At 66.0% G+C, this 26481-nt stretch carries 25 protein-coding genes; 11 read left to right on the plus strand and 14 right to left on the minus strand.

Annotation, left to right across the window (positions count from 1 at the left end):
• Positions 1-62: 62 nt before the first annotated feature.
• From ON22_RS08685 to ON22_RS08695, 3 genes are all read left to right on the plus strand, one after another.
• Complete coding sequence (locus ON22_RS08685) at positions 63-656, plus strand: hypothetical protein (protein ID WP_033245025.1); 594 nt, start codon at positions 63-65, stop codon at positions 654-656.
• Between the two features lie 74 nt (positions 657-730).
• Positions 731-1252 carry an SMI1/KNR4 family protein gene (locus ON22_RS08690; protein ID WP_033245026.1) on the plus strand — a complete coding sequence of 174 codons (522 nt, stop codon included), beginning with the start codon at positions 731-733 and terminating at the stop codon, positions 1250-1252.
• A gap of 83 nt (positions 1253-1335) precedes the next feature.
• The gene (locus ON22_RS08695; protein WP_156052335.1) at positions 1336-2025 is read left to right on the plus strand and encodes a hypothetical protein; all 690 of its coding nucleotides are present in this window, start codon (positions 1336-1338) and stop codon (positions 2023-2025) included.
• Between the two features lie 573 nt (positions 2026-2598).
• Here ON22_RS08695 and ON22_RS08705 read toward each other — a convergent pair.
• Together ON22_RS08705 and ON22_RS08710 are read right to left on the minus strand one after the other, a co-directional pair.
• Positions 2599-3360, minus strand: coding sequence for a hypothetical protein (locus ON22_RS08705; protein WP_156052336.1), 762 nt, complete (start codon positions 3358-3360; stop codon positions 2599-2601).
• A gap of 50 nt (positions 3361-3410) precedes the next feature.
• Positions 3411-3839: a lipase chaperone gene (locus tag ON22_RS08710; RefSeq protein WP_051157319.1), complete on the minus strand. Its 429-nt coding sequence runs from the start codon at positions 3837-3839 to the stop codon at positions 3411-3413.
• A 357-nt stretch (positions 3840-4196) separates the two neighbouring features.
• Between ON22_RS08710 and ON22_RS08715 the strand changes: the two genes are divergently transcribed.
• Positions 4197-4496, plus strand: coding sequence for an NIPSNAP family protein (locus ON22_RS08715; RefSeq protein WP_033245391.1), 300 nt, complete (start codon positions 4197-4199; stop codon positions 4494-4496).
• 133 nt (positions 4497-4629) lie between these two features.
• On the opposite strand, the gene ON22_RS08720 is transcribed toward ON22_RS08715, so the two are convergent.
• On the minus strand, positions 4630-5103 hold the full coding sequence (locus ON22_RS08720) for a hypothetical protein (protein WP_063820554.1): 474 nt from the start codon (positions 5101-5103) through the stop codon (positions 4630-4632).
• Positions 5104-5585: 482 nt separating this feature from the next.
• Here ON22_RS08720 and ON22_RS34505 point away from each other — a divergent pair, with 482 nt between their 5' ends.
• The gene (locus ON22_RS34505; protein ID WP_051157320.1) at positions 5586-6602 is read left to right on the plus strand and encodes a carbon-nitrogen hydrolase family protein; all 1017 of its coding nucleotides are present in this window, start codon (positions 5586-5588) and stop codon (positions 6600-6602) included.
• Between the two features lie 192 nt (positions 6603-6794).
• Here the strand turns inward: ON22_RS34505 and ON22_RS08730 are convergent, their stop codons facing one another.
• The 4 genes from ON22_RS08730 to ON22_RS08745 all read right to left on the minus strand — a co-directional run bounded on the left by ON22_RS08730 (position 6795) and on the right by ON22_RS08745 (position 11864).
• Positions 6795-7817, minus strand: a complete 1023-nt coding sequence (locus ON22_RS08730) for an alpha/beta hydrolase (RefSeq protein WP_033245030.1) — start codon at positions 7815-7817, stop codon at positions 6795-6797.
• Between the two features lie 471 nt (positions 7818-8288).
• A complete protein-coding gene (locus tag ON22_RS08735) occupies positions 8289-9833 on the minus strand; it encodes an AMP-binding protein (protein ID WP_033245031.1) in 1545 nt (514 codons plus the stop codon).
• Positions 9834-9900: 67 nt separating this feature from the next.
• Entirely contained in the window at positions 9901-11028 is a 1128-nt protein-coding gene (locus ON22_RS08740) for a DUF5938 domain-containing protein (RefSeq protein WP_033245032.1), read from the minus strand.
• Positions 11029-11060: 32 nt separating this feature from the next.
• On the minus strand, positions 11061-11864 hold the full coding sequence (locus ON22_RS08745) for an SDR family NAD(P)-dependent oxidoreductase (RefSeq protein WP_033245033.1): 804 nt from the start codon (positions 11862-11864) through the stop codon (positions 11061-11063).
• A 194-nt stretch (positions 11865-12058) separates the two neighbouring features.
• Between ON22_RS08745 and ON22_RS08750 the strand changes: the two genes are divergently transcribed.
• Positions 12059-12694: a TetR family transcriptional regulator gene (locus ON22_RS08750; protein WP_033245034.1), complete on the plus strand. Its 636-nt coding sequence runs from the start codon at positions 12059-12061 to the stop codon at positions 12692-12694.
• A gap of 63 nt (positions 12695-12757) precedes the next feature.
• Here ON22_RS08750 and ON22_RS08755 read toward each other — a convergent pair whose 3' ends face one another.
• Entirely contained in the window at positions 12758-13714 is a 957-nt protein-coding gene (locus ON22_RS08755) for a LysR family transcriptional regulator (protein WP_063820555.1), read from the minus strand.
• A gap of 97 nt (positions 13715-13811) precedes the next feature.
• On the opposite strand from ON22_RS08755, the gene ON22_RS08760 reads away from it, so the two are divergent.
• Complete coding sequence (locus ON22_RS08760) at positions 13812-15026, plus strand: MFS transporter (protein WP_051157321.1); 1215 nt, start codon at positions 13812-13814, stop codon at positions 15024-15026.
• 88 nt (positions 15027-15114) lie between these two features.
• On the opposite strand, the gene ON22_RS08765 is transcribed toward ON22_RS08760, so the two are convergent.
• Entirely contained in the window at positions 15115-15963 is an 849-nt protein-coding gene (locus ON22_RS08765; RefSeq protein ID WP_033245035.1) for an LLM class flavin-dependent oxidoreductase, read from the minus strand.
• A gap of 160 nt (positions 15964-16123) precedes the next feature.
• The gene (locus tag ON22_RS08770) at positions 16124-16699 is read right to left on the minus strand and encodes a TetR/AcrR family transcriptional regulator (RefSeq protein ID WP_033245036.1); all 576 of its coding nucleotides are present in this window, start codon (positions 16697-16699) and stop codon (positions 16124-16126) included.
• 123 nt (positions 16700-16822) lie between these two features.
• On the opposite strand from ON22_RS08770, the gene ON22_RS08775 reads away from it, so the two are divergent.
• From ON22_RS08775 to ON22_RS08785, 3 genes are all read left to right on the plus strand, one after another.
• Positions 16823-18040 carry an SGNH/GDSL hydrolase family protein gene (locus tag ON22_RS08775; RefSeq protein ID WP_051157339.1) on the plus strand — a complete coding sequence of 406 codons (1218 nt, stop codon included), beginning with the start codon at positions 16823-16825 and terminating at the stop codon, positions 18038-18040.
• Positions 18041-18307: 267 nt separating this feature from the next.
• Positions 18308-20638, plus strand: a complete 2331-nt coding sequence (locus tag ON22_RS08780; RefSeq protein WP_051157322.1) for a M20/M25/M40 family metallo-hydrolase — start codon at positions 18308-18310, stop codon at positions 20636-20638.
• 142 nt (positions 20639-20780) lie between these two features.
• Positions 20781-21986 (plus strand): serine hydrolase domain-containing protein, encoded by a 1206-nt coding sequence (locus ON22_RS08785; protein ID WP_231508636.1) that lies wholly within the window; start codon positions 20781-20783, stop codon positions 21984-21986.
• Between the two features lie 67 nt (positions 21987-22053).
• Here the strand turns inward: ON22_RS08785 and ON22_RS08790 are convergent, their stop codons facing one another.
• On the minus strand, positions 22054-22647 hold the full coding sequence (locus ON22_RS08790) for a TetR/AcrR family transcriptional regulator (RefSeq protein WP_033245037.1): 594 nt from the start codon (positions 22645-22647) through the stop codon (positions 22054-22056).
• Between the two features lie 158 nt (positions 22648-22805).
• On the opposite strand from ON22_RS08790, the gene ON22_RS08795 reads away from it, so the two are divergent.
• On the plus strand, positions 22806-23660 hold the full coding sequence (locus ON22_RS08795; protein WP_033245038.1) for an NAD(P)H-binding protein: 855 nt from the start codon (positions 22806-22808) through the stop codon (positions 23658-23660).
• Positions 23661-23812: 152 nt separating this feature from the next.
• Here the strand turns inward: ON22_RS08795 and ON22_RS08800 are convergent, their stop codons facing one another.
• The 3 genes from ON22_RS08800 to ON22_RS08810 form a co-directional block, all read right to left on the minus strand.
• The gene (locus ON22_RS08800) at positions 23813-25015 is read right to left on the minus strand and encodes an FAD-dependent oxidoreductase (RefSeq protein ID WP_033245039.1); all 1203 of its coding nucleotides are present in this window, start codon (positions 25013-25015) and stop codon (positions 23813-23815) included.
• A gap of 207 nt (positions 25016-25222) precedes the next feature.
• Positions 25223-25762, minus strand: coding sequence for an alkylhydroperoxidase, AhpD family (gene ahpD / locus ON22_RS08805; RefSeq protein ID WP_033245040.1), 540 nt, complete (start codon positions 25760-25762; stop codon positions 25223-25225).
• 16 nt (positions 25763-25778) lie between these two features.
• Entirely contained in the window at positions 25779-26366 is a 588-nt protein-coding gene (locus ON22_RS08810; RefSeq protein ID WP_033245041.1) for a peroxiredoxin, read from the minus strand.
• Positions 26367-26481 lie beyond the last annotated feature (115 nt).

Consider the following 26481-nt stretch of genomic DNA (forward strand, 5'->3'; position numbering starts at 1 on the left):
CCGGAACGAAATCGGCCGACATAGTGAGTCGACGTCATTCCCTCCCCCGATAGGAGCACCCGATGCCGGCACAGTTCCAGACCGAGGAACAGGTGAAAACCCATCTGGCACAGATCCTCGAACCCGACCGGGAGTACCGGATCTACCAGATCGATCACGGGTGGGTGTGCTCCCCGATACCGACCCAGTACGAAACCTCGACCCAACAGGACGTCGGGATGCCGAAACTGGTAGTCGACGCGGAGAACGGAGCGATCTACGAGTACCCGAGCTGGTCGCTCGGAATGATCACCAGCAGCTTCCACACCTCCAAGGAGGCGGGCAGCCGACCCGAGGCCGTACAGATCTACCCCAGGCAAACCCCGCCCGCCGCATGGACCACGGAACCACCCCGAACTCACCATCGTGCCCCCCAGGTGCATATCCAGAAAGAATGGGAGGAGGCCCTGTCAGTCGGGTATACGGTGACCTTCGACAACCCGTTCCTGGCCGGCAAGCTGTTCATGCTGGGGATCAACAAGCAGACCCGCCACGTCCAGCCAATGGGGGATTTCCAGCCCGGCGACCGGACACCGGAACAGGTGGCGGCGTGGATCACGCAGTACCGCCTCAACAACCGGGGGGCATGGCCCGACCGGGGGAGTTTCGACCACTAGACCCGACACCCCCCACCACCGCGGGCGCCCGACCAGACACGGATCCTCCGTCCGGCCGTGAACCATCCTTCCGCATGCTCGATGCGGAAGCCCCCGAGATCCGAGATCTCGTCGATCTGCAGCGTGCGGCCCGGCGGGCAGCGCATGTGGGTTTGGTCACCCGGGACGCAATCAAGGGATGCACCGACGTCGAAGTAGACGAATTGAAGTCCGCTCAGTCAGTATCCGAATTACCATTTTCTTACCGCGAGTTCCTCTTGTTCAGCGGGAAGACTCCGTACTGGTTGAGCCTCGGCGGTGAGTGGGACTACGAATGGGTCCTGGAAGCAAAGGTAGTCGCCCGCGAGATCGTGGAGGAAGATTACGAAGGGGATTTTTCGCCGTTTGCCGAATCATTTATATTCGAGACACACCAGGGCTACATGTTCAATTTCTTCAGAAAAGAGGACCTACCGTCCAACGATCCGTACTTCTGGATATACACCGGAGGAAGACCACTCCGGAGAAGCAGCGCTACCTTCTCGGAATGGATTCGCAGAAATTTTGCAGAGTTGCCACGAAGGGCGGAACTGGGCGACAGACTCCACCGGAGGTGACGACCTCATCACCCCGACCCGTATTTCCTCTACCCAACCCATAACCCGACCACAGTACAACCCATTGATCCGGAGGGGTTTTCATGACCGACGTTCGCATATTCAATCGGCTCGGAAGGCCTGCACTTCCACCGATATCGGAAAACGATCGGGCAACCGCACGCAGGAGCCCCGGGAAGTGGTTCTACTACGTGGATCCCGCGGTCAGTCGCGACGGACCGATCTTTCCGGAGAATGTGATGTCCGGACGGAAAGCCGATGACGCGGGCAATGTGAGCGAAGAATACTGGATGAACGACGGATTCATTCCCGCCCCGAGTACAGCGGGAATGAATTTCGCCAACGAATTCGAAATGATATTCTGGCGGACCATGAAGGGGTACTGCCGTGCCGGCGACTTCGTACGGGGACTTTCCGGAGCGGAATTATTGGCAGTTGCGCTCGAAGATATGCCTGATAAGGCGCCTCTGAAATACGAGGGCGAAGAAAGGGTGCTCGAGGTATACACATCGGCAAAGTTCCTACCCGCAGACACCAATCCCTTCCTTCGAATATCGCTGACCGGAATGTACATTCTGGACTACATCTGCCCCATTGAGAACAGTGTCATACATTTCAACCCCGGGGGCGCACCGAGCATGGGTTTGTGGGGCTCCATGATCCTCTCGCTGTGGAACGAACTCAAAGAAGTCGACGCGCAGATCAAGGCGGACGAGGAACGGGGCATCGTATTCGATGTACCACCGGAACCCGGTCGCCCGAGGAGTATGTGAGTCCTCGGAATCACCGTGTTCGACCGCGGGATTGCGCGCTTGGTCCCCAGGACCTCCCGAAACTGCCCGGTCTCGTCGCGCATCGCGTAATCGGGCTCGACAGAAATCCGATTCGATCGGCGAACCGGTCCCGAGTACCCCGCAACGGACAAATCTGAGTCGAGCCGAAACAGGCTGTGGCGGAATCGGACAACTGCGCAAGCGATGGCGACGACGGGCCACGCAGTTGTCCCGTTCGGCCGGCAACCCCGGAGAGTGCCGGGGCGATGCCCGTCCGGATATGCGACGAATATCAGGCGCGGAACAACTAGAGGCCGTCTCCTATTGCTGGGGGATGCCACTCTTCGCTGGGTTCTTTGGCAGAGCGGCGATCGGTGTGCTCCAGCCAGCTTGCTCGGCTGTAGTAGCGATCCATCTCTTCCTCTTCTTCCGGTGTCGGTCCGCGGTGCTGGGGCGGAGCGAGGTCTCCCCGGGAGTCTGTGTCCTGTTCTGCTGCCTTCTCTCGAAGGAGTTGAAGGTATTCGGGCGGTAGGCCAGCGTACGGATCGTCGGTCACATCGGACTCCTCAACCTCTATTTCTGCTCTACGACCCCATACGAAAGCAGGCGTTCAAGCGCCCGTTCGTCGGATAGCTCTGCACGGAGTTCGGGGTGTTGGTGGTAGAACCGGATCAGCCAATACGTTGCTGCCGCACCCATGGACAGCCGTTCGGCGTAGATCCTGTTCTTGACAGCTTCGGACGGCTGACGGCCCCTGGATTCCAATCGAACGATTCCCGTGGCGTTAGTCCGATGTTCGGCTTCTATGCTTTTCAGGTCCGACCACTTGATTCCGGACTGGAACGAGACAACCTTTGGGACCTGTATCCCGCTCGGCGACAGCCTGAGCCGACGTGAACGTTGCCGTGCAACATAGAGCACCGCATAGGCAAGCATCAGTGCTGAACAGCAGGCAGCTACCGGGGCGAATATCCACCGCTGGGTGCTGTTCATCGGCAATACGGCATCCTCGGAAGGGTAGCCGAGGCAGATCAGGACCCCGACCATCGCTCCCGATAACGCCATCAGGGTGAGTGTTGCCGTGTGGGCGAGTGAGTGTTCCGCAACCAGTTCGCCACCGCGGCAACCCACGCGGGTGCCGTCGATGGTTACGCGCTCACGACCCCGCCGGTTGGCGATCAGTAAGCCGACGCCGCTGGCGAAGAACGCCGCCACTGCCGCGTACAACAGGAGATCGCCGGTGCGCTCCGAACCGAAACCTTGCACTACGAGGCTGAACAGATAGAGCGACGCAGCGCCGACGAGAACGAACGAGGTGCCTTCCATCCAGGTCAAGCCGCTACGATACTGCTCTGGTAGCGGGAAGTAGCTGTGTGCTCCCGACGTCAACAGACAGCCTCGCCGAGCCGCGATCCAAGGTTTCCGAATACCCAGGCCCCAGCCATCGACCCCACCACCGACGAGACCGTTCCGACCGGTCCGCCGCCCATTCCGAACGCCGTGCCGACAGCGACACTGCCGACGGTCCCCACAGTTCCCGACACCCCTGCGACGCAGGCTTCACGTGCGGTCTCGGCGGCAGCCATATCCCAGATGGTAGTGGCGATACCGAGGCCCGGACCGGCGTATTTCGCTCCCGCGCTCACCTTCGCGAGCTGGTCCTCATCCAAAACCATCCGCATACCTTCGAGGCCTTTGCCTCCGCTGGCAGTTTCCAAGCCTGTGATCGCTCCACCGACAGTGGTTATGGAGGGGTGGGTGAAGAACGGACTGTCTTTCGGTACATCGATGAACTGTTTATCCGGGCCGGCCATCAACGCTGTGACTCCGCCGGTACCGTCGGGTTTCGAGAACTTACCTATCGAGTGAGGCCACTCCACCCAGTAGCCGGGGCCGGGTCCCGTTTCAGTCCGAAACCCACCACTGCCGGATCGTCGTAGGTGGTTCGGCGTTGTCACCGCGGAATGCGATGTCGTCGAACTACCGTTCGAAACGGTCATGGGAATTGTTGCTGTCGGTGGATGTGGCCGTCCCGGCCTGCTGGCCGATTCGATCCGGGCTCGATGCGGAGCCAGTTTCTCCCAACGTGAGTTCTGTTCCGTCAGAGGCGTCCGGCACCCATGCGACCATGCCGAGACGTGGTTTCTGCTTTGGTGATGAAGGGGGCGACTATGCCTCGTACGACGCAGTTGCGGACCTATACGATCCGGGACGGACTTCTCGGGGAGTGGGCGGGCAAGTGGCGGGAGCTGGTGGTGCCGCTTCGGCTCGAACTCGGTTTCGAGATCGGGGGAGCCTGGCTCGACCACGAACGCAGCCAGTTCATCTGGCTGATCTCCTATGAGGGCGAGGACACGTTCGAGGAAGCGAATGAGCGCTACTGGGCCTCGCCGAAACGGGAAGCGCTCGGGCTCGACCCCACGCAGTACCTCGTCGGCCGGGAGGTCAGGGTTGTCGACCCGGTTCAGTGAGCCGGAAGCAGATGCGCCGAACGTTCTTCCGGCGTCAACGATCGATATGCGCGCGCGCTGGCTCGGGTGCGGAGTTCGTTCAGGTCGACATCTACCGGCCAGATGCGAGCGGTGCCGTCGAAGGATGCGGTGATCACCTGGTCTGCTGCGCGCGGGAAAAGGATCTGACGCTGTTGCAGCAGTTCGGCATTCGGTCGTGGACACGGCGGTGCGTGTCTTTCCACGGATCCCCGTACTTCTCATAAGGGTTACCCATCCGCGCGAGTCGAACTTCGCCTGCGTCGAGCAGATCTGCCCGGAATACTTCGTTCGTTCCGATTTCCTCGTCAGATATTGTCAAGTAACCGGGGACACCGTTGTATCCGTACGAAATTCGGTTGATGGACTCCTCGATGGATGCATCCCAGGGTTCCCATGTCCGGCCTCCGCCCGGGAACGCGCCGAATCGGATGTAGCCCTTGGTGGCGAGTTCGCGAAGTATCGCCAAGACGTTCTCACGCGAGTAGTGGTCAGGCGTAATCCGTGCCACCATCCCGTCGAACGTTGCGATCGGTGCCCAATCGTCCGACAGTTCATACAGCAGGAAGTGCTCGAGTTTTTCGTTCATTTCTTCGGCAGATGCACTTTCACGGGTTCCGGAGCTCCTGGATACTTGATATCGAGCGTAACACCGGCCGATTTACTCCCCTCTCTCATGTGAATTTCAGTTCCGTCCGGCAGGCGCGTTCCCTCGCCTGGGTACTTTCCGACATCCATTGCTTCGCCATTTATGGTCAGCTCTCGATAGAGGTCACGAATCTCTTCGTCGGTTCCTATCTGCCGATGGGGCTCGGTCTTCCCAGGAGCAGTCCGAGAATTGACGATCGACTCGACTTCGGCGGGGAACTGGTTGACGACCTCCAGAGCAGCCGCGCGGCAGATCTATGTGATGAGGGGAAGGCGGCTCGACGAGGAGTTTCGTCGCGTGGGTCAGCGCATCGGCTCTGCTACTGACGTGTCCAGTGCGTTATCGAGGAGGCGCATACGAGGGCGCATGGCGCCGGCCGACGTGCTCATTTGCTCGCGGACGCACACAGGTCGATCGGCGATATGAACACAACCGAGCTCCGACTCGGGCAGGCGGCTGCTACCTTCGAGCGTGTGAAGGGGATGACCGTTGCAGCGGTGCAGGCTGTCAGCGAGAACGGGGCGGCGCGGCAGAATCTCACCGGGGCTGCTCGCCTGGTGCGGGAAGCTGCGGCGGCGGGTGCGGAGTTGATCGTGTGCCCGGAGTTTCTCGCGACCGGGTACGAGTACGACGAGCGGATCTGGGAACGGGCCGAACCCGCGGGTGGCGCGACAGAGCACTGGTTGGCGGAACTGGCAGGCGGGTGCGGTGTTTATATCGGTGCCGGTTACCTCGAGGCTGACGGTGACCAGTTCTACAACACGTTTTCACTGTTCGGGCCGGATGGGACGCTCGCCGGTCGGGTGCGGAAGGCGTCGTTGCCGTTCTGCGAGGGCTGGTACTTCGCGCCGTCCGACGAGTCGAAGATCATCGATACCGAAATCGGCCGGATCGCCGTCGGTATTTGCAACGACAACCAGACGGCCTGGTTCTACCGGCACCTGGCCGAGCAGGCACCCGACCTGCTGTTGATGCCGCATTCGGCGCCGACCCCGCGGCTTCCGGTGGTCGCCGGAGCCTTTCGGCGGCAACTTGCCGCGATCGGTGAGTTCTACGCACGGCAGTTCGGAATTCCGGTCGTGTACACGAACAAGGCTGCGTCAGGAACGAACTGGACTCCCGTGCCGATTCTTCCGGTGCTGCGGGTGCCCCTGCTCTGCGAGGGTGGCTCAGCGATCTACGGCGCAGGAGGCGAAAAGGTCGCCCGGCGCGACGACTCGGGGGCGGGTGTGGTGATCGGACAGGTCGAACTGGACCCGGCGGCGAAACGCCACCCGGCGGATCCGCCCGCTGGATACTGGGCTCGTGAGCCCGATATAGCGCCCGGGTTGGCGGGCCGCGCATTCGACGTTCTCGCCCGGATGGGTCACCGCGGCTATATCGCGAACTTCCGCCGAGGCGGAGTCGCCCTCTCGAAATCCAGGCCCGAGGTGACCTGATATCGATTCTGGATTCCGCCACGAAAACCACACGTAGCGGTGCACGCAGGCTCGGAGTGGTTCCCGGGCCGGGGAATCGGATGGCCGCCTACAATGCCCGCTCCACCCGGGGGAGCCGGCTGCTCCGAGTTAGCTCGGTCGATGACTCCCGTGTCCGCTCCACACCTTGCATGCACATCAGCGGCTGTTTTTTTATGCCCGAACCCCCAGCGATTCGGCGAGGAACGGCCAGGAGTGGTGCAGGTCATCCTCCCAGTAGCCCCAGGAGTGGGTGCCTACCGGACGCTCGTGCAGTGTCACGGGGATGTTCAGCTCGTGCAGCCGGTTGGTGAGGTTCATGGTGCAATGCTGGATCGCTGCTTCGATCGGCCCACCGAAGGCGATCTGGACCGGTAGCGGGATCCGGCCCTCCTGGACTCGTTTGTCCGCGGGAGTGTCGTGTGGTGCCGCGGGGATTCCGCTGCCCGTGCTCAAGTAGATCTGGGTCCCGCGCAGCTGTTCGGCGTTCACCAGGGGATCGTTTGCGCGCCACAGTGGTCCGTTGCGTGGGCCCCACATGTTTTCGACGCTCTGCCCGCCGCCCCAGTTCTCGACGGTGATCCGGACGAACTCCTGCCCGATCGGATCCGAGGTCTGGGCGCAACCGCTGTAGGAGGCAACGCTTTTCCAGAAGCCGGGTTTGGCGATGGCGAGGTTCAATACGGACGTGCCGCTCATCGATACGCCGGCCAGCGCCCGGTTACCGTCGGCACCCAGGAATTCCTCGATCACCGGGGGTAGCTCTTCGTTGAGGAAGGTTTGCCATTTGTTGCGGCCCAGGGCGGCGTCGTCGCGGATCCAGTCGGTGTAGTAGGAACTGGCGCCGCCGAACGGGGTGACGACATTGACATCCTTGCCGCGGAGGAATTCGACGGCGTCGGTTTGCACGTCCCATCCGCTGCCGGCCGGGCCGCCCTGCGAACCGTTGAGCAGATAGAGCGTGGGGCGGGGGCGTGAACCGTCCGCGGCGCGGATCACCTGCAGCTGGATCGGACGGTTCATCGCCGGTGAGAACACCGAGACCAGTTGCTGCCGATCGTTCACCTGCTCCACCGAAACCACGGCCGCGTCCGGGGCCGCCGTGGCGGTGCTGCCGGTGCCGATGAGGCAGGCGGTGGCCAGGGCGGCGGTGAGGGCGCAGCGTATCGCGGTGGTGCGTAGGGATCGCGTAGTCAAAGTCGGGGCCTTTCGTATGCCTCGCGCGGTCACTGTCGGCGATGACGCCGGGCGGCCGCCGTGTACGCCGGGCGTCCGGATCGACATCGGAAGGGGTTCGTGCTGCCACGGTCTGCGGTTTGGTGCGACGCGATATCCGGCGAAAGTGCCGTCGGACAGAGTGCTCGGCCGGTGCCGCCAGGTGAACGTAGCTCCACCGGCGGCGGCCAGTGGATGTGCCGCGCCGGGAATCGCCGAGTAACTGCGAGCGGTGCCGGTGATCGATATGCCACCCGCCCAGCACGTTCGAGGTGTGCCGCCGTGTCGGTGCCCGCGCCCCGACAGAGATCGAATCAGCTCGGCCGCGCAGCGTAGCCGGTTACAGACTTCGAAGGGGGAGTACTGAACGGCGACTCGACGTGCGCGCGTCCGGACCTGAGGCAGCTCGCGTGGTAACCGGGGCCGCTGCGACCTGCGTCGGCTGCCGGGTGACTACTCGGTGGGGGAGGCCAGCGTCTTCCGGATCTCCGGCTTGAGAACCTTGCCGACCTTCGAGCGTGGCAGGTCCGGCCATATCTCCAGCTGTTTGGGCGCTTTCACGCTGCCCAGCCGTTGTTTCACGAAGTCGATCAGTTCCGCGCCGGTGGCCTGTTGGGCGGGACGCAACTGGACCACGGCGGTGACCCGTTCGCCCCACTTGTCGTCGGGCAGGCCGAGGACGGCACTGTCCTGGACCGCGGGATGCGCGGTCAGCGCGCGTTCGACCTCGGCCGAATACACGTTGAAACCGCCGGTGATGATCATGTCCTTGGCCCGGTCGACGATGTAGAGGAAGTTGTTCTCGTCGAGGTATCCGATATCGCCGGTATGGTGCCAGCCGTGCGTGCTCACTGCCGCGGTGGCTTCGGGATCGTTGTGGTAGCCGGCCATCACCAGGGGGCCGCGCACCACGACCTCCCCACGTTCGCCCCGGTCCAGGAGATCGCCTGCTTCGTTCATCACCGCGACTTGCGTCAATGGGGTGGGCCGGCCTGCGCTGGTGAGCCGTTCGGTGGCGATCGTCCCGTCGGCACGGAAATGTTCCGCCGGGGCGAGAGTGGAGATCATATTGGGTGCTTCGGTCTGCCCGAACAACTGTCCGAGCACTGGCCCGATACGGTGCAGCGCCTCCTCGAGGCGGGTCGGCGACATGGGCGCGGCCCCGTACCAGAGGCAGCGCAGGGATGTCAGATCGGTTGTCTCGAGGGCGGGATGATCCAGTAAGCCGTAGATCACTGTCGGTGGCAGGAAAGCGTGGGTGATACGGCAGTGTTCGATCAACCGGAGGAACGCACCGAGGTCGGGAGCAGGCATGATCACGACCTCCCCGCCCAGCGACAGAATCGGGAAGGTGAGGACCCCGGCGGAATGAGTGAGCGGCGCGAGCGCGAGGTAGCGGGGCCGGTCGCCGAATGGGTAGCTCATCAGTGCGGAGGCGGTGGAGACGGCCATATTGGTGCCGGTCAGCCGGACACCTTTCGGTTTTCCGGTGGTGCCGCCCGTTCCGGCGAGCATGCAGACTTCGTCACCACCGGGCACGACCTCGGTCAGCGGGCCCTCGGGCGCGGCGGCGACCCAGTCGGCGAAGTCGATCGCTCCATCGACCGTGCCATCGAGGCAGACGAGGGTCGTCAGCTCGGGCAGGGCGGCACGGATGGCGGTCACAAGCGGCGCGAACTGTTCCTGGAACAGCAGGCAGCGGCAACCGAACAAGTCGAGCAGCTGCCGGTTCTCGTCGGCCTCGTTGCGGGGGTTGACCGGACACCACACGGCGCCGATCCGGGAAATGCCGAAAACGCAGGTCAGTGCCATGGGATCGTTACCGGAGAGGATGGCGACCCGGTCGCCGCGGCCGATACCGGAGGTACGCAGTGCGGCGCCGATCCGCCGGGACGCGTACTGCGCTTCGGCGTAGGTGAGGGACGCACCGTTCATGGTCAAACAAGGGGCGTCGGCACCCAAGGATGCGCCCTTGTCCAGGTAGTCTGCCAGCCGCACGTTTCTGTACCTCGCTGTAGGAGTGGGGAACCCGGGCCGGCCGCCGGGTGACGGCCGGCCGGGCGGATCAGTGGTGGACTTCCAGCTTCGGTTCGAGGACGAGTCCGAAGGCGCGCAGCGTGCCGAGCAGTTCCCGGTGCCCGAAAGCCTGGCAGCTGGAGGCGAAACCGGTCTTGCGCGGACGGGTCTGCAGCAGATGCGCTGCCGCATGCGCGTTGAGCAGTGCGGTCTGCTTGTAGTTGCAGTTTCCGTGGATCACGCAGTGCGCGCGGCCCAGCGGGCCGGAGGCGTGGACCGAATCGAGTGAGGTGTTGATCCGCGGGTTCTCCCGCGGCGGCATCTCGCTACGGACCTGCGCCGACTGCTCGTCGATGATCCGGTACTTCTCCTCGGTGGTGCGGCCTTCCATCTGTGCCAGGGCCCCGGCCACGATCTGCGGCACGGCCTGCATCAACGGCCGGTTGAACACCCCGCCGAGGGCTCGCACATTCGCTACCCGGGGGTCGTTGCGGAACCACACCGGATGCGAGGTGCCGCCCCACGGCAGTGCCAGGCCGAGTTCGTGCTGCCCGGGGACGACGAGTTCGTAGAGCCCGCCGTCGGCCGGCCATTCCACATACTCGTTCTGTTCCAGGTAGTACGCCGCGGCGAAGGCCGCGTTGGTCAGGATCGTATTCGTGGAGGCGACCGTCGGATGGCCCTTCCAGAACACCTCGATATCGAGTGTGTCCAGGCCGGGAGTTTCCAGGCAGATATTCGCCGCGATCTCGCCGATGGTGTACATCTGGGCCAGTCCGGGCGTGAGGACGAGATCGCGGGCGGCGAACTCGGCGCCGTAGGCTTCCTGGGCGTCGAGCATCCAGTTCTGTTCGCCGTTGGTATCGGTGTAGTGCGCCCCGATCTCCAGGCACGCCTGCACGACTTCGTGCCCGTACCGCGCGAAGGGGCCCACGGTGTTCAGTACCACCTGGGCGCCGCGGAACGCCTCGGCAAGCGCGGCCGCGTCGTGCTCGACCTCGGCCACTTCGTGATCGACGGTATCGATCCCGGGGACAGCGGCAACGGCCTCCTGTACGCGGCCGAGGTTGCGGCCGGCCGCGAGGAACGGAATGTTGTATTCGCGCAAATATTCACAGATCAGGCGGCCGGTGTAGCCGGAGGCGCCGTAGACGACTACTTTTTTGTCGGTTGCCACAGGGGTGTTCCTTCCGTTCGAGGGGAGAGTGCTCACATGCCCATGCCGCCGTCGACCGGAAGTCCTGCCCCGGTGATGAATTTGGCGGCGTCGGATGCCAGGAACACCACCGCGTCGGCCATATCGTCGACCTGTCCGAGGCGTCCTTGCGGGGTCAGTCCGGTGACGGTCGCGACGGCGTCCTCGGGGGAGGCGAACAGCCCGAGTTCGGCGCAGTCCACGGCAAGTTGGGTGCCCATCACGGTGGGGGTGAGTCCCGGATAGATGCAGTTGACGCGGACCCCGTAGCCGAGCTTGCCCGATTCGGCGGCGGCGACCCGGGTGAGCCGGTCGATGGCGGATTTGGTGGCCGAGTAGCCGGCGATACCGGGGAATGCGATGGTCGCGGCGACCGAGGAGATGTTGACCACGGCGCCGCCGTTCCCCGCCGGGCCGCCGGGGCGCATGGCCCGGAATGCGTGCTTGAGGCCGAGGGCGGTGCCGAGCACATTCACGTCGAGCATGGTGCGCAGGCCTGCCGGGTCGAGATCGACGAGCAGGCTGGTGATTTCGACGCCGGCATTGTTCACCACCAGATCGAGGCCGCCCAGTGCGTCGACGACCGCCGGTACGGCGGCGGCCCAGCTCGTATCGTCGGTGACGTCCAATGTGACGAACTCGGCGGTGGCGCCCGAGTTCCGCAGAGACTGCACGGTCTCCGTCCCGGCGTCGGTGAGCACATCGCCGATGGCCACCGCGGCGCCCGCCGCGGCCAATGCCTCGGCCATTCCCGCACCCAACCCGCGTGCGCCTCCTGTGACCAGCGCCTTTCGGCCCGTCAAGTCATAGCTCGTCATCCGGAACCTCCTCGTCGAGAAACCTGAATCGCCGGGCTCGCCAGGGCGAGAATGCGGCGTGGATCACACAGTAACAGCGTTTGGACAGTCGTCAAGATTTTCTTTGACAGTTGTCAAGACGGCCGAAATGGTGCACGATAGACTGCTGCCGGATACCGCAGCCGCGGGCTGTACCGAGCCGACGGGACGAATGGGTGACCGAGGTCGTCGAGACGAAAAGAGAGCGAATAGCACGCCGCCAGGTCGACAAGTTCGACGCGCGGCGAACCGAACTCGCCATCGCGACCCTGCACACCCTCGCCGATCTGGGCTACGCCCGCACCAGCTTGCGGGAAATCGCGCAGAATTCGGAATTCACGCACGGCGTCCTGCACTACTACTTCGCCGATAAACGCGACCTCATCACCGAAGCGGTCCGTCAGTACGAAGCCGTCTGCGTGACCCGCTACGACGAGGTCGTCGCCGGCGCGGAAACGGCAGACCGGCTACGCGCCGATTTCACCGCGATGTTCTTCGCCACCCTGGACGCCGACGCGCCGCTGCACCGGCTCTGGTACGACCTGCGCAACCAGAGCCTGTTCGACGAGACCTTCCGCCGCGACGTCCTGGACATCGATGAACGCCGCGAAGCCATGATCTGGCGAGTGGTGAGCCGGTACGCCGAACTCGCCGGCACGGCGCCGGCGCTCTCGTCGGCAGCGGCATACGCCCTGCTGGACGGGGTTTTTCAACGAGCACTGCTCTACGTGCTGTCCGGGATGCCGGACGCAGTCACACAGTTGCGCGAGGAGCTGCCGCTGCTGTTCGATCTGATGGTGCCCCAACGCTGAACACCGGCGCCGAACCTTCTGCTCGTCGACTGCCGGATGGGGGAGCTGCGCTGCCCGGCCTCGTCAGGAAACCACCGGCAGCCCGGTGGGCGAACTCGCCGTGGCGAACAGGTCGGCCGGTGGGGCGCCGGGAAGTTCGCCCAGTAGCGCCGCCAGTTTCGTCAACTGTGCCCGGCGCGGGCCGGAACGCCAGATCAACGCCATCCTCGACTCCTCGTCGAAACCGGTGACGCGGACGTAGCGCAGGTCGGCGCGCTGATTGCGTTCCGCGACCGGGCGGCAGGTCAGCAGTGCGTACCGGCCGGTGGCGGCGAGAGTCATCCCCTCTTGGAGGGTCGCCACCCTGGCCGTCGTCGTGATCGGCGCGCCGAGCGGTGTGAAGCGAGGAAAATGGACGTCCCGCCAGTAGTCCGGTGCGGGCCCCGCCGGCGAGACGAGATCCACGGTCGCGAGGACTTCCGCGTCGATGCGTTCGGCCTCCGCGAGCGGATGGCCGCGTCCGACCGCCAGCATTCGTGGCGCGGGCGGGAATACGAACCCGACCGAGAGCTCCGGCTCCCGCACCGGGAGCAGTGCCACGGCCGCGTCCACGCGCCCGTCGAGCAGGGCGCCGAAGGGATCGCCGAGCGGGATTTCGTGCAACGCCAGGCTCACCTCCGGGTTCTCACGGGCGAATCTGGTGAGGGTCCAGGTGACGGTTTCGTAGGCGATGCCCTGGAAACCGAGACGGATCGGAGCAGGTACCTCGTGCCGGGCTTCTCGCCGCGCCCCGCCGACGAGATCGGTCAGTTCCGTGTACACGGGCCGCACGCGCTCCACGAAATCGGCGCCGAAATCGGTGAGTGCGACCCGGCGGCTGGTGCGGTGCACGAGTTGCGTGCCGATGGTGCGTTCCAGTGCGGCGACGAGCTGGCTCACCCGGCTCTGTGACACGCGCAGCCGCTCTGCTGTCCGGCCGAAGTGCAGCTCCTCGGCCAGTACCAGCAGACACTCCAGCTCGCGGACGGGTAGGTCCGGCATGCCGCTCCTCCCGGTCGCCGTGATCGATCAGTTCAGCTGATCGAACAATGAGCTGATCACTGTTGTTCCGCGATACCGCGCGACATTGACTGGACTCATGTCCATTGTGAGTGAAACGCGGGCGCCCGCAGCCGAACCCGCCGAACGCTGGGCGGCGATCACAGTCCTGGCGCTGTCCACTTTTCTCGTCGTGACGGCGGAGATGTTGCCGGTCGGCATCCTCACGCCGATGTCGGACGGGCTGGGTATCTCCGCGGGAACCGCGGGGTTCAGCCTGGCTGTCACGGGTGTCGTTGCCGCGTTGGCCGCGCCGTTCGTCGCGCGGGCGATCGGCAGTCTCGACCGGCGCCGTGTCCTGGTGGCGGCCGCGCTGCTGCTCGCCGCGGGCAATCTGATCACCGCGGCCGCTCAGGGGTTCGCGGTTCTCGCTCTGGGCCGGGTGGTGGTCGGGCTGGCCATGGCGACCGTGTGGGCGCTGGCGGTGGCGCTGGTCACGCGGCTGGTGAGTGAACGCCGGGCGGGTCTCGCGGTGTCGATGGTGGTGAGCGGTGTCGCGGTCGCTTCCGTATTGGGTGTGCCCATCGGGACCGTGCTGGGCGATATCGCGGGGTGGCGCAGTGCTTTCGGGGCGCTCGCGCTGGCGGCTCTCGTACTTGCCGCGGGGCTGGCCGTGCTCTTGCCGCCGCTGCCCGCACTACCGGAGGTGGCCGGCAATGCGAAGGCCGGGTCGTTACTGGCGATTCCGGCGGTGCGGAGGGGGCTCGTGGCGGTAACTCTCCTCGTCACCGCGCATTTCGCGGCCTATACGTATGTGCGGCCCGCGTTGGAGGATTTGTCGGGTGTCCACGGTATCGGGATCTCGTTGCTGCTCCTGCTCTACGGAATTTGTGGGATCGTCGCGAATTTCGCGGCGGGCGCAGCGGCCGCGCGACGAGTTCGTACGACGATGCTGGTCCTGGCGATCGGAATCGCCGTCGCATTGCCGGCTCTGCTCCTGCTCGGAACCACCCCGCTCGGCGCGGCGGCGGTCCTCGTGTTGTGGGGACTGTCCTACGGAGGTGTCTCGGTGTGCAGCCAACTCTGGGCTGTCCAGGCCGCGCCGGACCGGCGCGAGGCCGTCACCGGGCTGTACGTCGGCGCCTTCACCGGAAGTATCGCACTGGGATCGTTCGCCGGCGGCGTGGTTCTCGATGGCGCCGGGTTGACGGTGCTGCTATGGGGCGCGGCTGCGTTGGCGGCGGCGGCCGCGCTGGCCACGATCTCCGGCGGCGGCCACCGCTGTCACGTTCCGGCGAGGCATAACGACCAGTAGCACCACAGCACGTACTGCCGGGTCGATCGGGCCGGGCTCACCTCGTGAGTCTATCGACGCAACGACGGTGATCCCGGCCCGATGACGGTCAGGCGACGATATCGGCGAGCCGGTCGACCTGGCCGGGGTCGGTGCCGTAGCAGTACAACATCACCTCGTCGGCGCCGAGGTCGGTGAACTGCCGTATCGCCGTGCGGATCTCGGCAGCGGTGGTCTGTAGGCCGGACACCATGTTCTCGGCATAGCCGGTGAATTCGTAGTAGGCGCCGAGAGCCGCGCGTACTTCGTCGACCAGCGACTGCGGTCCCAGGGCGACGTTGACCTGGGCGACGAATCGGGGTTCCCCGGTCCGGCCGTGCTCGTGCCAGGACGTGCGGACCGAATCGTAGAGGTCGCCGCACCATTGCACCGGGGCGGCGGAGAGGTAGCCGTCGCCCCAGCGGGCCACACGCGCGAGAGCGGCCGGTCGGAAACCGCCGAAGAGGATCGGCGGTCCGCCGGGCCGGGCCGGAGTGGGGCCGATCGGACCGCAGCCGGGGCCGAACGGTTCGCCGGACCACAGGCTGCGCAGTTGGGCGAGTTGTTCGTTCATGCGCCGGCCCCGGCTGCTGAGTTCGACTCCTGCCGCGAGGTGGTCGTCGGCGCGCCCGCCGACGCCGAGGCCGAGTACCAGCCTGCCGCCGGACATGCGGTCCAGTGTCGCGACCTGTTTGGCCAGGAGTGCGGTATCGCGTAACGGGGTGAGCAGGACCTCGGTCTGTACCTGTACGCGGCTGGTGGCTCCGGCAACGGCGGCCAGCGCGACCAACGGTTCCGGATTGTCGTAGACGAGACGGTCGAGCAGGCCGAGGGTCGAGAAAGGGCCGGCGTCGGCGCGGCGGGCCCAATCGAGCAGGGCCGCGGGTTCGGCGATGGGTAATCCGAGTCCGATATTCATCGGTTTCCTCCAGGAAAATGGGTGGGCAAACAGCGCCGCCCACTCCATCGCCCGAAACACCGGGCGCGGGCTCTCATTCTGCGGCTGTACTTCTGGAGAGCGCCGATCGGATTGCCCGAACTGTAGGTCGCGAACTCGGATCTCCGCAACCGGAATGTCGCTACTGCCGCCGGGCCGGCCAGTTGGTCAGTGTGAAATCGAGGACCTCGAGGAGTCGTGCCCAGCTGTCCGCGGCAGAGGGTTCACTGTGGTCGAAGCCGCCACTGAGTTCCAGGGCGGCATAGCCGTGGAAAACGCTGCCCAGTAGTCGTACCGCATGTGTCCGGTCGGGTTCGTCGATGTCGTAGCCACGCAGGACGGCGCGCATCAAGGTGGAGTGCCGGACACCCGCGCTCGCGGCCGCGGTCTCGGCGGGTAGTCGCATCCGGGCGGCGGTATAGCGTCCGGGGTGTCGGCGGGCGTAATCGCGGTAGACGTTCGCGAAAGCGGTCAGTGCGTCGGGGCCTGCTCGGCCGGCGACGGCTTCGGCGGCGCTGTCCGCCATTTCTTCCAGGGCGAGCAGTGCGATCCGCGTCCGGAGGTCCTGGGAGCTCTTCAGATGGGAGTACACGCTGGCGACCTTGACGCCGAAGCGCCGGGCGACCTCGGAGACGGTCACCTGGTCGAAACCGACTTCGTCCGCCAGTTCCGCGCCGGCTCGGGTGAGCCGTTCCGGGGTCAGTCCTGTTCTAGCCACACCGGTAACCGTACAGCATTAACCATTTGCCTAAACCGATTAGGAAAACTACTATGGCTTGTGCTGAAGCGCCGCGCAGGGTCGGTCGGCGCAACCTCCGACAACCGATGCACAGGTGAATCCATGCACTCCGACACCGAGTGGACAACCACGGCGATCACTGCGGATATCGTCCGCGGTGCTGTTGAACTCGAGCACACCGAACGCGGCGTCCTACCGCATCGACTGCCCGCCTGGGCCCGCGCGGAATGGGCCGATGGGCAATTGGCGATGGCGGAAGCCCAGCCCTCGGGGGTCCGGGTGGTTTTCGGTACCTCCGCCACGGCGATCGAACTCGACACCGTCGCGACGAGGCTGGGGTACGCGGACGGCCCGGGCCGCCCGCCAGGGGTTTACGACCTGCGTATCGATGGGCGGTTGGCCGCACAGGCAAACGCTCCCGGCGGCGACAAATTGCTCATCGATATGGCCACCGGACGCACCACCCGGCAACCGGGGCCGGTCGGTACGGTGCGGTTCGCCGATCTGCCCGCCGGTTTCAAGAATGTCGAAATATGGTTGCCGTACAACGAGATCACCGAACTCTCGAGTCTGCGCACCGATGCCGCCGTCGAGCCCGTACGGGACGGCGATCGCCGGGTCTGGCTCCAATACGGTAGCTCGATCAGCCAGGGCTCCAATGCCGGCAGCCCGTCCACCACATGGCCCGCGCTCGCTGCTGCCCGCGGCAGAGCCGAACTGACCAATCTGGGGCTGAGCGGCAGTGCCATGCTCGACCCGTTCGCCGCCCGCTTGATTCGCGATACCCCGGCCGACCTGATCGGCCTCGAGATCGGCATCAATCTGGTCAACGCCGACGTGATGCGGATGCGCGCCTTCGGGCCCGCCGTGCACGGTTTCCTCAGCACTGTGCGCGAGGGCCATCCCACGACACCGCTGTTGGTGATCTCGTCCATCTACTGCGAAATCCACGAGAACACACCGGGGCCGGGAGCCTTCGACCCCGAGGCCCTCAGCGTGGGCGAGATGCGATTCATCGCCACCGGCGATCCCGCCGACCAGGCGAAAGGGAAGCTGACACTCGATAGTATTCGCGACGAGTTGTCCCGCATCGTCACCCAACGGGCGGCGAACGATCCGCACCTGTTCTACCTCGACGGCCGCGAACTGTACGGCGAAACCGACTACCGCGCGAACCCGCTACCCGACCGGCTGCACCCGGACGCCGCGACACACCAGCTGATCGGCGAACGGTTCGCCGAACGCGTATTCGGGGCCGACGGAGTGTTCGGCGATGGACCGGTTCGTGTGCGGCGCCCGGCCGCTGTTCTATCCAGTTGAACGCCGCTGCCGGGGAGACCCGGCAGCCGCCCGATCCGCTGTACCTGTGGATCTACGCGACGGTCGCTCTGCTGACCTGGCTCCTCTCCGGTCGCGCTGGCAGAGCTCGCCGGCCTGGCTATCGCCGGATGCTGGTGGGCCCGCCGGTGTGGGCTGCGGCGTAGTCGCTGCTGATTACGTGGTGCTGTGCTATCTGGCCGGTGTGGGAGTGGGAGCGTTGCTGTGGCGAAAGTCCCGAGCGGCCGCAGCAGCTTCTAATGTCGGGTAGTGATCCGAAAACTGATCGATACGCCCCGGCGGGTGCTCGGTGTAGTGGTCCTGCTGATAGTGGCGGGAGTGGCCGTGCTCGCGGTCTGGGCGGAAGGAAACCGCCGGGAGCCGGTACCCGCCGCGGAAACCGGACAGTTCAGCGCCGAACGCGGACGCGCGCACCTGGAACGATTCGCGACCGAACCGCGGCCGCTGGGGAGCCGGGCAAGCGATCGGGCGCAGGATTACATCGCCGGGCAGATGCGTGCCGCCGGGTTCGACGTGGAGATCCAGCACGCGGTCGGGGCGAGTACGGCGCCGGGGCTGGCCGCCTTCGGCCGGGTCGACAATGTGATCGCGACCCTCCCGGGTCACAACTCGACCGGGACCGTGGTGGTCGCCGCCCATTTCGACTCCGCCGCCACCGGGCCCGGGGCATCCGACGACGGGGCCGCTGTCGCGGCGATGCTGGAGGTGGGGCGGCTGGTCGCAGCGCAGGGCGAGCCCCGGAACGACCTCGTACTGCTGTTCACCGACGGCGAGGAGGACGGGCTGCTGGGTGCGGAGGCGTTCGTCCGCGAGCATCCGCTGGGTCGCGCGGGTGGGGTGGTGCTCAACTGGGAGGCCCGTGGGGTGAGCGGGCCTTCGCTGATGTTCGAGACCTCGCGGGGTAATGCGGAACTGTCGGCCCTGTTCGCCGAGACGGTGCCGGACCCGCGGGGCGATTCGTCGATGGTCGAGATCTACCGGAAGCTGCCGAACGACACAGATTTCACCGAGTTCCGGGAGGCGGGCTTCACCGGGTTGAATTTCGCCTATATCGAACAGCCTGCGTTCTATCACACGGCCGGTGATTCACTCGCCAACCTCGACCCGCGCAGTCTGCAACACCACGGCGAGAACATGCTGGCCATGACCCGGGCACTCGGCGCCGCCGACCTGCCGGACCTGCACACCGACCGGGACGCCACCTACTTCCGGATCGGCCCGCTCTCGATCCACTACCCGAACGCGCTGGTCTGGCCGCTGGCGGCGCTGGCCGCGGCCCTGGTGGTGGGGCTGGCCGTCGTGGCGCGGCGCCGCGAGCTGGCCAGTACACCGCGGATGATGCTGGCGGCGGTTTCGGTGGTGCTGCCCCTGGGGGTGGTGATCGGGCTGGGACAGGCGCTGTGGTGGCTGCTGGTGGCGCTGCGGCCCGGGTACCACATGATGAACGGACTGCTGTACCGGCCGGATTTCTATGAGGCCGCGCTGGCCGCGCTGGCCGGCACCGTGCTGCTCGTCTGGTATCTGCTGCTGCGGGTGCGGCTGGGTCCGGCCGCGCTGGCCATCGGGGCACTCGCCTGGCCGGCGGGGCTGGGGGTGGTGTGCGCGGCGGCGGCGCCGGGCGCAGCATTCTTGTTCACCCTGCCGGCCGGGTTCGCCGCGCTCGGCGCGCTGCTGGCGATGATGCCGGTGCGCTGGGCCGGTTGGCCCGCGGTGGCGCTGGTGGGCGGGCTTTCCCTGTCGGCTGTGTTCCTGCCGGTCGGCGCACGCGGCGTCTTCGATGCGGTCGGGATGGTTTATGCCGGAGCCGGCGCCGCCTGCCTGGCGCTGTTCGGTCTCATGCTGCTGCCCGCGGTCGAGCTGCTGCTGCCCGAACCCGAGGTGTTCACGGGGAAACCCTGGGCACTACCCCGGACCAAGGCCTGGGCGGTGCCCGCGACCGTGGCAGTATTCGGAATCGCCGCGGTGGGTGCGGGTCTCGTCGTCGATACCGCCGACCCGGCACATCCGCAGCGCAGTCATCTCGCCTACGTCCTCGACGCCGAAACTGGGCGGGCGCACTGGGTCAGCGCCGAACGGTATCCCACCGACTGGACCGGCCGGTACGTATCCGATCGCGATACTTCCGGTCTCCCGGCCGGATATGCGCACGAGCCGCTGTGGACCGGGCCGGCGGACCCGATCGATGCGCAAGCGCCGCGGGTACAACTGCGCCGCCGCGACGGCGATACCGTGACGATGCATGTGACGTCATCGCGCGCGGCGTCCTCGGTGATCCTGCGCTTCGATCGGCCGATCGATCTCGTCACCGCAACGGCTGCCGATACTGCACCGGTCACCGTTTCCGTCGCGGGGACGCGTCCGGACGATCTGCCGGGGGAGGTCCGCTTCCGCGACCTACCACCGGAGGGGGCCGACTTCACGGTGCGGACCCCTGGCGCGGACCGGGTACGCGTCACGGCGCTCGACGAAAGTCACGGTCTTACCGAAGCACCCGGATTCCGGCCACGACCGGCGGATACGATCGCCTCGATCCGGCCGGACGGCGACGTGATGGTAGTGGTGCGCTCCTACGAGCTGTGAGTCGCCTACGACGGCCCGCGTAGCCGGGCCACCGTCCTCCTACGATTGCTTTCGTACTCGGAGAAGCCTCTCGGCAGACGCGCCGACCCCTCGGCCGGCGCGAAGGTTGTTGCGTTCGAGCTGAATCGAGAGGACGAACGACGTGAAGTTCCGACACATAGCCATCGTGCTCACCGCCGCGCTGAGTATCAGCGCCTGCACCATGGCGTCCTCGACCACCTCCGAGCCCGTGGACGCGTTGGACACCGAGCGCTTGCGCGCCGCGCTGGTCGCGATCGAGCGTGCGGGGATGCCGGGAGTTTTCGCGGAGGTGGCGGCCGGCGATCAGGTGTGGAGTGAAGCCGCCGGGGTCGCCGACCTGGCCACCGGTAGCCCCGTCACCCCGGATATGCGGCATCGCATCGGCAGCGTCACCAAGACCTTCACTGCGGTCGCGGTCATGCAGCAGGTCGAGGCAGGCCGTATCGACCTCGACGCGCCGATCGGCGACTATCTGCCGGATGTGGTGCCGGGGGAGCGCGGCCGGCAGATCACGGTGCGGATGCTGCTCAACCACACCAGCGGGCTGCCCGATTATCTGCCGTACGCGTTCCCGTCGGTCGCAGGATTGTTCACCGGCGGTGAGATTTCGGCGCAAAGCCTGGACGACAACCGGTTCCGGAAGTGGGATACGGCGGAGTTGATCGCCTTGGGCGTGAACGCGCCCGCCGGTGAGCCGGGCGCGCTACCGGGCGTGTACTCCAACACCGGCTACCGCATCCTGGGCGAATTGGTACGGCACACGACCGGTACGCCGTTCGAGCGGTACGTCACCGAACAGGTGATCGCGCGGGCAGGGCTCGAGCACACGTACTTCCCGGACCGGCCCGAACTCGAGGCGCCGCACTCGCGGATGTACGAGGCGCTGTACGGCATCATCGACCCCCCGCGGGACTACAGCACCTACGACAACTCCTGGCTCGGCCCGGGCGCCGGTCTGGTCTCGACCATGGCCGATGTGAACACCTTCTACCGCACGCTGTTCGGCGGTGCGATCGTCGGCCCGGAGGCGCTGGAGCAGATGCGGCAAACGGTTCCGGTGATCGCGCTGGACGGGCAGCAGATCGAGTACGGGCTCGGCTTGCACAAGGTGAAATTACCGGGCTGCGAGACGCTCTGGGGCCACGACGGTTCGGTTTTCGGGGCCTCGACGATGTCGCTGCACTCGGCCGACGGGCAGCGCCAGATGTCGGTCGCGGTGAACCTGGTGCGCGCGAACCGGCCCGACGCCACCGGGCAACCGCAGCCGCACCCGGCCGACGACGCGCTCGCAGCCTTCTGGCGGGCCGCGATGTGCCCGGCGACGTAGCTCGCGCCGACCGTGCCGCCGTGTCCCCGGACCGGGGGACGACGCGGGTCACCAGGGCAAGGGCGCTTTATTGTCCGCCGGAGCGCCCCTGGATTCCGTCCAGGAGGTACCGAGTGCGGCGGTCGTAGTCGTCTCGGGGAGGCCGCGTGCCGTGCTTGAGGGCGAGGGCGGTGTCTACGACGAGTGCGTGGAGGTCGCCGGCCGTGAACTCCGGCCGCAACGCACCGGAGGTCCGCGCCGCGGCGATGAGCTCTTCGTTGGCCTCGCTTCCGGCCCGGCAGATCTCCATGAGCTGCTGCGAGTGCGGATATGTCTGCAACAGAACGTCGTTGAAGGCGGGCTGACGGTACTGGAGGTCGCGGATCGCAGTGAGGTAGTACGTGATCCGTTCACCGACGTCGTCGAGGGTCCGGGTGCGGTCGATAACATCGAACAGCTCACGTGCCACGACTTCTTCGATGACGGCGTCGATGAGGCCGATCCGTCCGCCGAACCGGTTGAAGATCGTCGCCTTGCTCACCCCGGCTGCCCTGGCGACCTCCTCGAGCGGCACCGCCAGGCCCTGCCCCTGGAAGGCGCCGATCGCGGCAGCGCGGATCTGTTCGGAATTGCGCCGGGCGTCGGCGCGCAGCCGGGACTCCGAAGGCACCGCACCGGGCATGGCACTCACCGTCTCTTTCTGTCGCTCACCGACGGAACTTGACTCATCGAGTCAGCTTACCTACCGTCGCAGGCAGAGAGAACCTGACTCGGTTGGTCAATTTATAATTGCGCTCACCGTCGAGACGGACGCTGCGGGCGCTCAGGAAGGTCGAGAACATGATCGTTGTCACCGGCGCTACCGGTGGGCTGGGCGGAGCCACCGTCGAGCACCTCCTCGAGCGCATACCCGCCGACCGGATCGGTATCAGTGTCCGCGACGCCGCCCGGGCGCAGCATTTCGCCGACCGCGGCGTGCGCGTGCGGCAGGGCTCCTACGAGGCCCCGGCCGCGCTGCGTGACTCGTTCGCCGGTGCCGAGCAGGTCCTGCTGGTGTCCGGTAACGACCCGGCCGCCGATATGGTCGGCCTCCACCGCGGTGCCATCGAAGCCGCGGTCGCGGCCGGTGCCCGGCGGATCGTCTACACGAGCCAGCACGGCGCTGTCCCAGGCAACCCGTACCGGCCGTCGGATACGCACATCGCCACCGAGGCGATCCTCGGCGACTCCGGAGTCGACTGGACCGCACTGCGCAACGCCGCCTACGGTCCGCTCGATCAGGTTCTCGGCCCGTGGCAGCGGACCGGAGTGATCGCTCAGCCCGAAGACGGCCCCGTCCCGTATACCGATCGTGACGATATAGCCGAGGCCACTGCCGTCATCCTCGCCGGCGACCGCGCCTTCGACGGTCCTGTCACCCTCACTGCGCCAACCGCCGTCACCTTCGACGATCTCGCAGCAATTGCCTCCGATCTCACCGGTCGCACCATCGAGCGCATACTGCTGGACGACGAACAGTGGATCGCCGAGCAGAACACGATCGGTATACCGGAGCAGCCGGCCCGGCTCATGCTCACCTGGTATCAAGCAGTCCGCGCGGGCTTCTTCGCCGAAACCGGCCCTCTGCTGGCCGAACTCCTCGGGCGCGAGCCTCGCACCGCCGCTGACCGGCTCGCAGCACACATTGCTGCCTGAAGCCGAGAGTGCCCGAGTAGGGCGATTGGAAGGCGCCCACAATCGACTTCGACTGTGGACGGTCTTCGGTACCTGGCGATGGGTGTTCACCGCGCTGACGATGCAGTCCGATATGTCCTGCGCTGGCCCCTGGACGATGCGAACGAAGCGGCTCAGTTGTTCGCGCGCCGGATCGAACGCTGGACCACGCCGCGGATACCCGGTAGCCCGATCGCGCGCAGCATGAGCTCACTGGCCCAGACCTGGCCGCGGGTCGACGGCGCGAATCTGCTGATTCCTTTGCGCGCCAACGCTTGCCGTTTGCCGACTTCCGGTCGCAGCGATGCCTCCCAGGCGGCGAGGGCGCCGGGGATATCCGCGCTGTGCTCGCTCAGGGCCGCGCCGAGGCGGTCGGCGCCGTCGAGGGCCAGGGCCGCGCCGTAGCCGGCGAAGACGGTGACGCACCAGGCGGCGTCGCCCAGCAGGACGATGCGGCGGTCGCTCCAGCGTTCCATGACCACTTGGCCGACGGAATCGAAATAGGCACGCTCCGGGGCGGTTTCGAGCTGCTGCAGTGCCTCGGTGACCCCGCCGCCGAGATCTCCGAACGACCGGGTGAGTGCGGTCGCGGGACCCTGTGTGAGTTCGGCTCGGGTATCGGTGCAGCGGTAGGCGAAGAACGTCGAAGAACGCTGGGGGCCGAGGTTCATCACCGCGGCCGTGCGACCGGGGCCGATGAACGTGGTTCCGGCGCCTTCCGGTACGCGCTCGGGGACCGTCTCGAGCGGGAATGCGCCCACCATATGGCCCAGGTCCACCAGGTATTCGGCTTCGGGACCGAAGACCAGTTCACGGATCCGGGAGTGCACGCCGTCGGCGCCGATGAGCAGATCGGCGCGGATATGGCTGCCATCGCCGAGAGTGGCGTCGACCTCGTCCGCGTTCTGGGTCACCGCGTGCACGGTGGTGCCGAACCGGATATCGGCGTGTTCGGCTACCGCGTCGTACAGCGCCGATTCCAGGTCGCCCCGGAAAATACCGAGTGTTCGGGCGCCGACGGCGGCCTCGGCGACCGCGGACGGTAGTCGGAACTTCTCGCGCCCGTCGGCGTGGACCATGATCGAGGTGAAGAAGCCGATATCGTGCGGCGCCAGGGCCGGTACCAGCCCGAGCCGTTCGGCCGCGTCGTATCCGGGGCCGTGCAGGTTCACCAGGTAACCGCTGCTGCGCCGGGCCGGTGCGCGTTCGACCACTGTGACCGCCCAGCCCTGCCGGTGCAGCCGTAAGGCGGCGGCGAGTCCGGCGATACCGGCGCCCACTATGAGCACCCGATTTTTATCGGTATTCGCCGAATCCGGCGTTTCCATGGTTGCCATTACCACTCCCGTGTCGGTTCGTCGCCGGTGTGAAGCACGCCCGGCTAACGTCAACCGTAGGTTGACGAGCCGTGATCGTCAACGCGGAGTTGACGATCACGGCTCGTCCCTGGAAGCAGGTTGTGGGTCCTTGGAAACAGGCTGTGGGGCCGCCGAATCCGGCGGCCCCACAGGGCTGGTGAACGAAATCGCCGCGGGGGCGGCAGATCAGACGGCGGCGCCGGCCAGCACCTCGTTGGTCTGCACGGCCTGGCCGACACCGGCCACGATGGCCGCCGCGCGCAGGGCCTCGAAGATCACCTCGCGCGAGACACCGGCCTCGCGCAGGGTGTGCTCGTGGGCCTCCAGGCAGTGCTGGCAACCGTTCATCGAGGACACCGCGAACGACCAGAGCTCGAAATCGGCCTTGTCCACGCCCGGCGTGCCGATGATCTGCATCCGCAGACCGGCCCGCAGATCGTCGTACTTACCGTCGAGGAAGGCCTTGCCCCGGTAGAACACATTGTTCATACCCATGATCGAGGCGGCGCCCAGGGCGGCGTTGTAGGCCTCCGCGGACAGGGTGTCGGCCGCTTCCTCCGCGATCTCGCGCAGCGTGGTGGCCGAACGGGTGGCCGCCGCGGTGGCCAGCAGGGTGCCCCACAGCTGCTGCTCGTTGAGCACGGTGGTCCGTGCCAGCGAAGACAGGTTGAGCTTCAGATCCTTGGCGTACTCGGGAAGCGAGTTCTTCAGATTGTCGACGCTCACTGTGTTACCTCGTCTCTCAGACGCTCGCCGACAGCAGTTCGCCGGCGTCGATGGTGGGATCGCCCTTCTTCCAGTTGCAGGCGCACAGTTCGTCGGACTGCAGTGCATCCAGCACCCGCAGCACCTCGTCGACATTGCGGCCCACGGAACCGGCGGTCACCGACACGAACTGGATCTCGTTGTTCGGGTCGATGATGAAGGTGGCGCGGTCGGCCACACCGTCGGCGTTGAGAACGCCGGTCGCGGCGGCGAGTTCACGCTTGAGGTCCGACAGCATCGGGAACGGGAGGGTCTTCAGATCCTCGTGCTGGGCCCGCCACTGGAAGTGCACGAACTCGTTGTCCACCGAGGCGCCGAGCACCTGGGCGTCGCGATCGGCGAACTCGTCGTTCAGTTTGCCGAAGGCGGCGATCTCGGTGGGGCAGACGAAGGTGAAATCCTTCGGCCAGAAGAAGACGATCCGCCACTTGCCGGCATAGTCGGCGCTGGTGACCCGGGTGAAATAGTCGTCGGGCTGCTGCGCGTTGACCTTCGACAGGTCACCGCCGATCACCGCGGTGAGGTCGTAGGCGGGGAACTGGTCGCCGATGGTCAACAGGGGCATGGTCGAACTCCTTGTCGTATCGAGTGGCCGGGCGGATCTCGCCGGCGGGGTGAGCGTTCTGTGTCGATCTTGCCAATGAACTCGCAAAAGGCAAAAGTGATAGGTCGCACTACAC

The sequence above is a fragment of the Nocardia carnea NBRC 14403 genome (assembly GCF_000308515.1).
GTDB classification, from domain to species: domain Bacteria; phylum Actinomycetota; class Actinomycetes; order Mycobacteriales; family Mycobacteriaceae; genus Nocardia; species Nocardia carnea.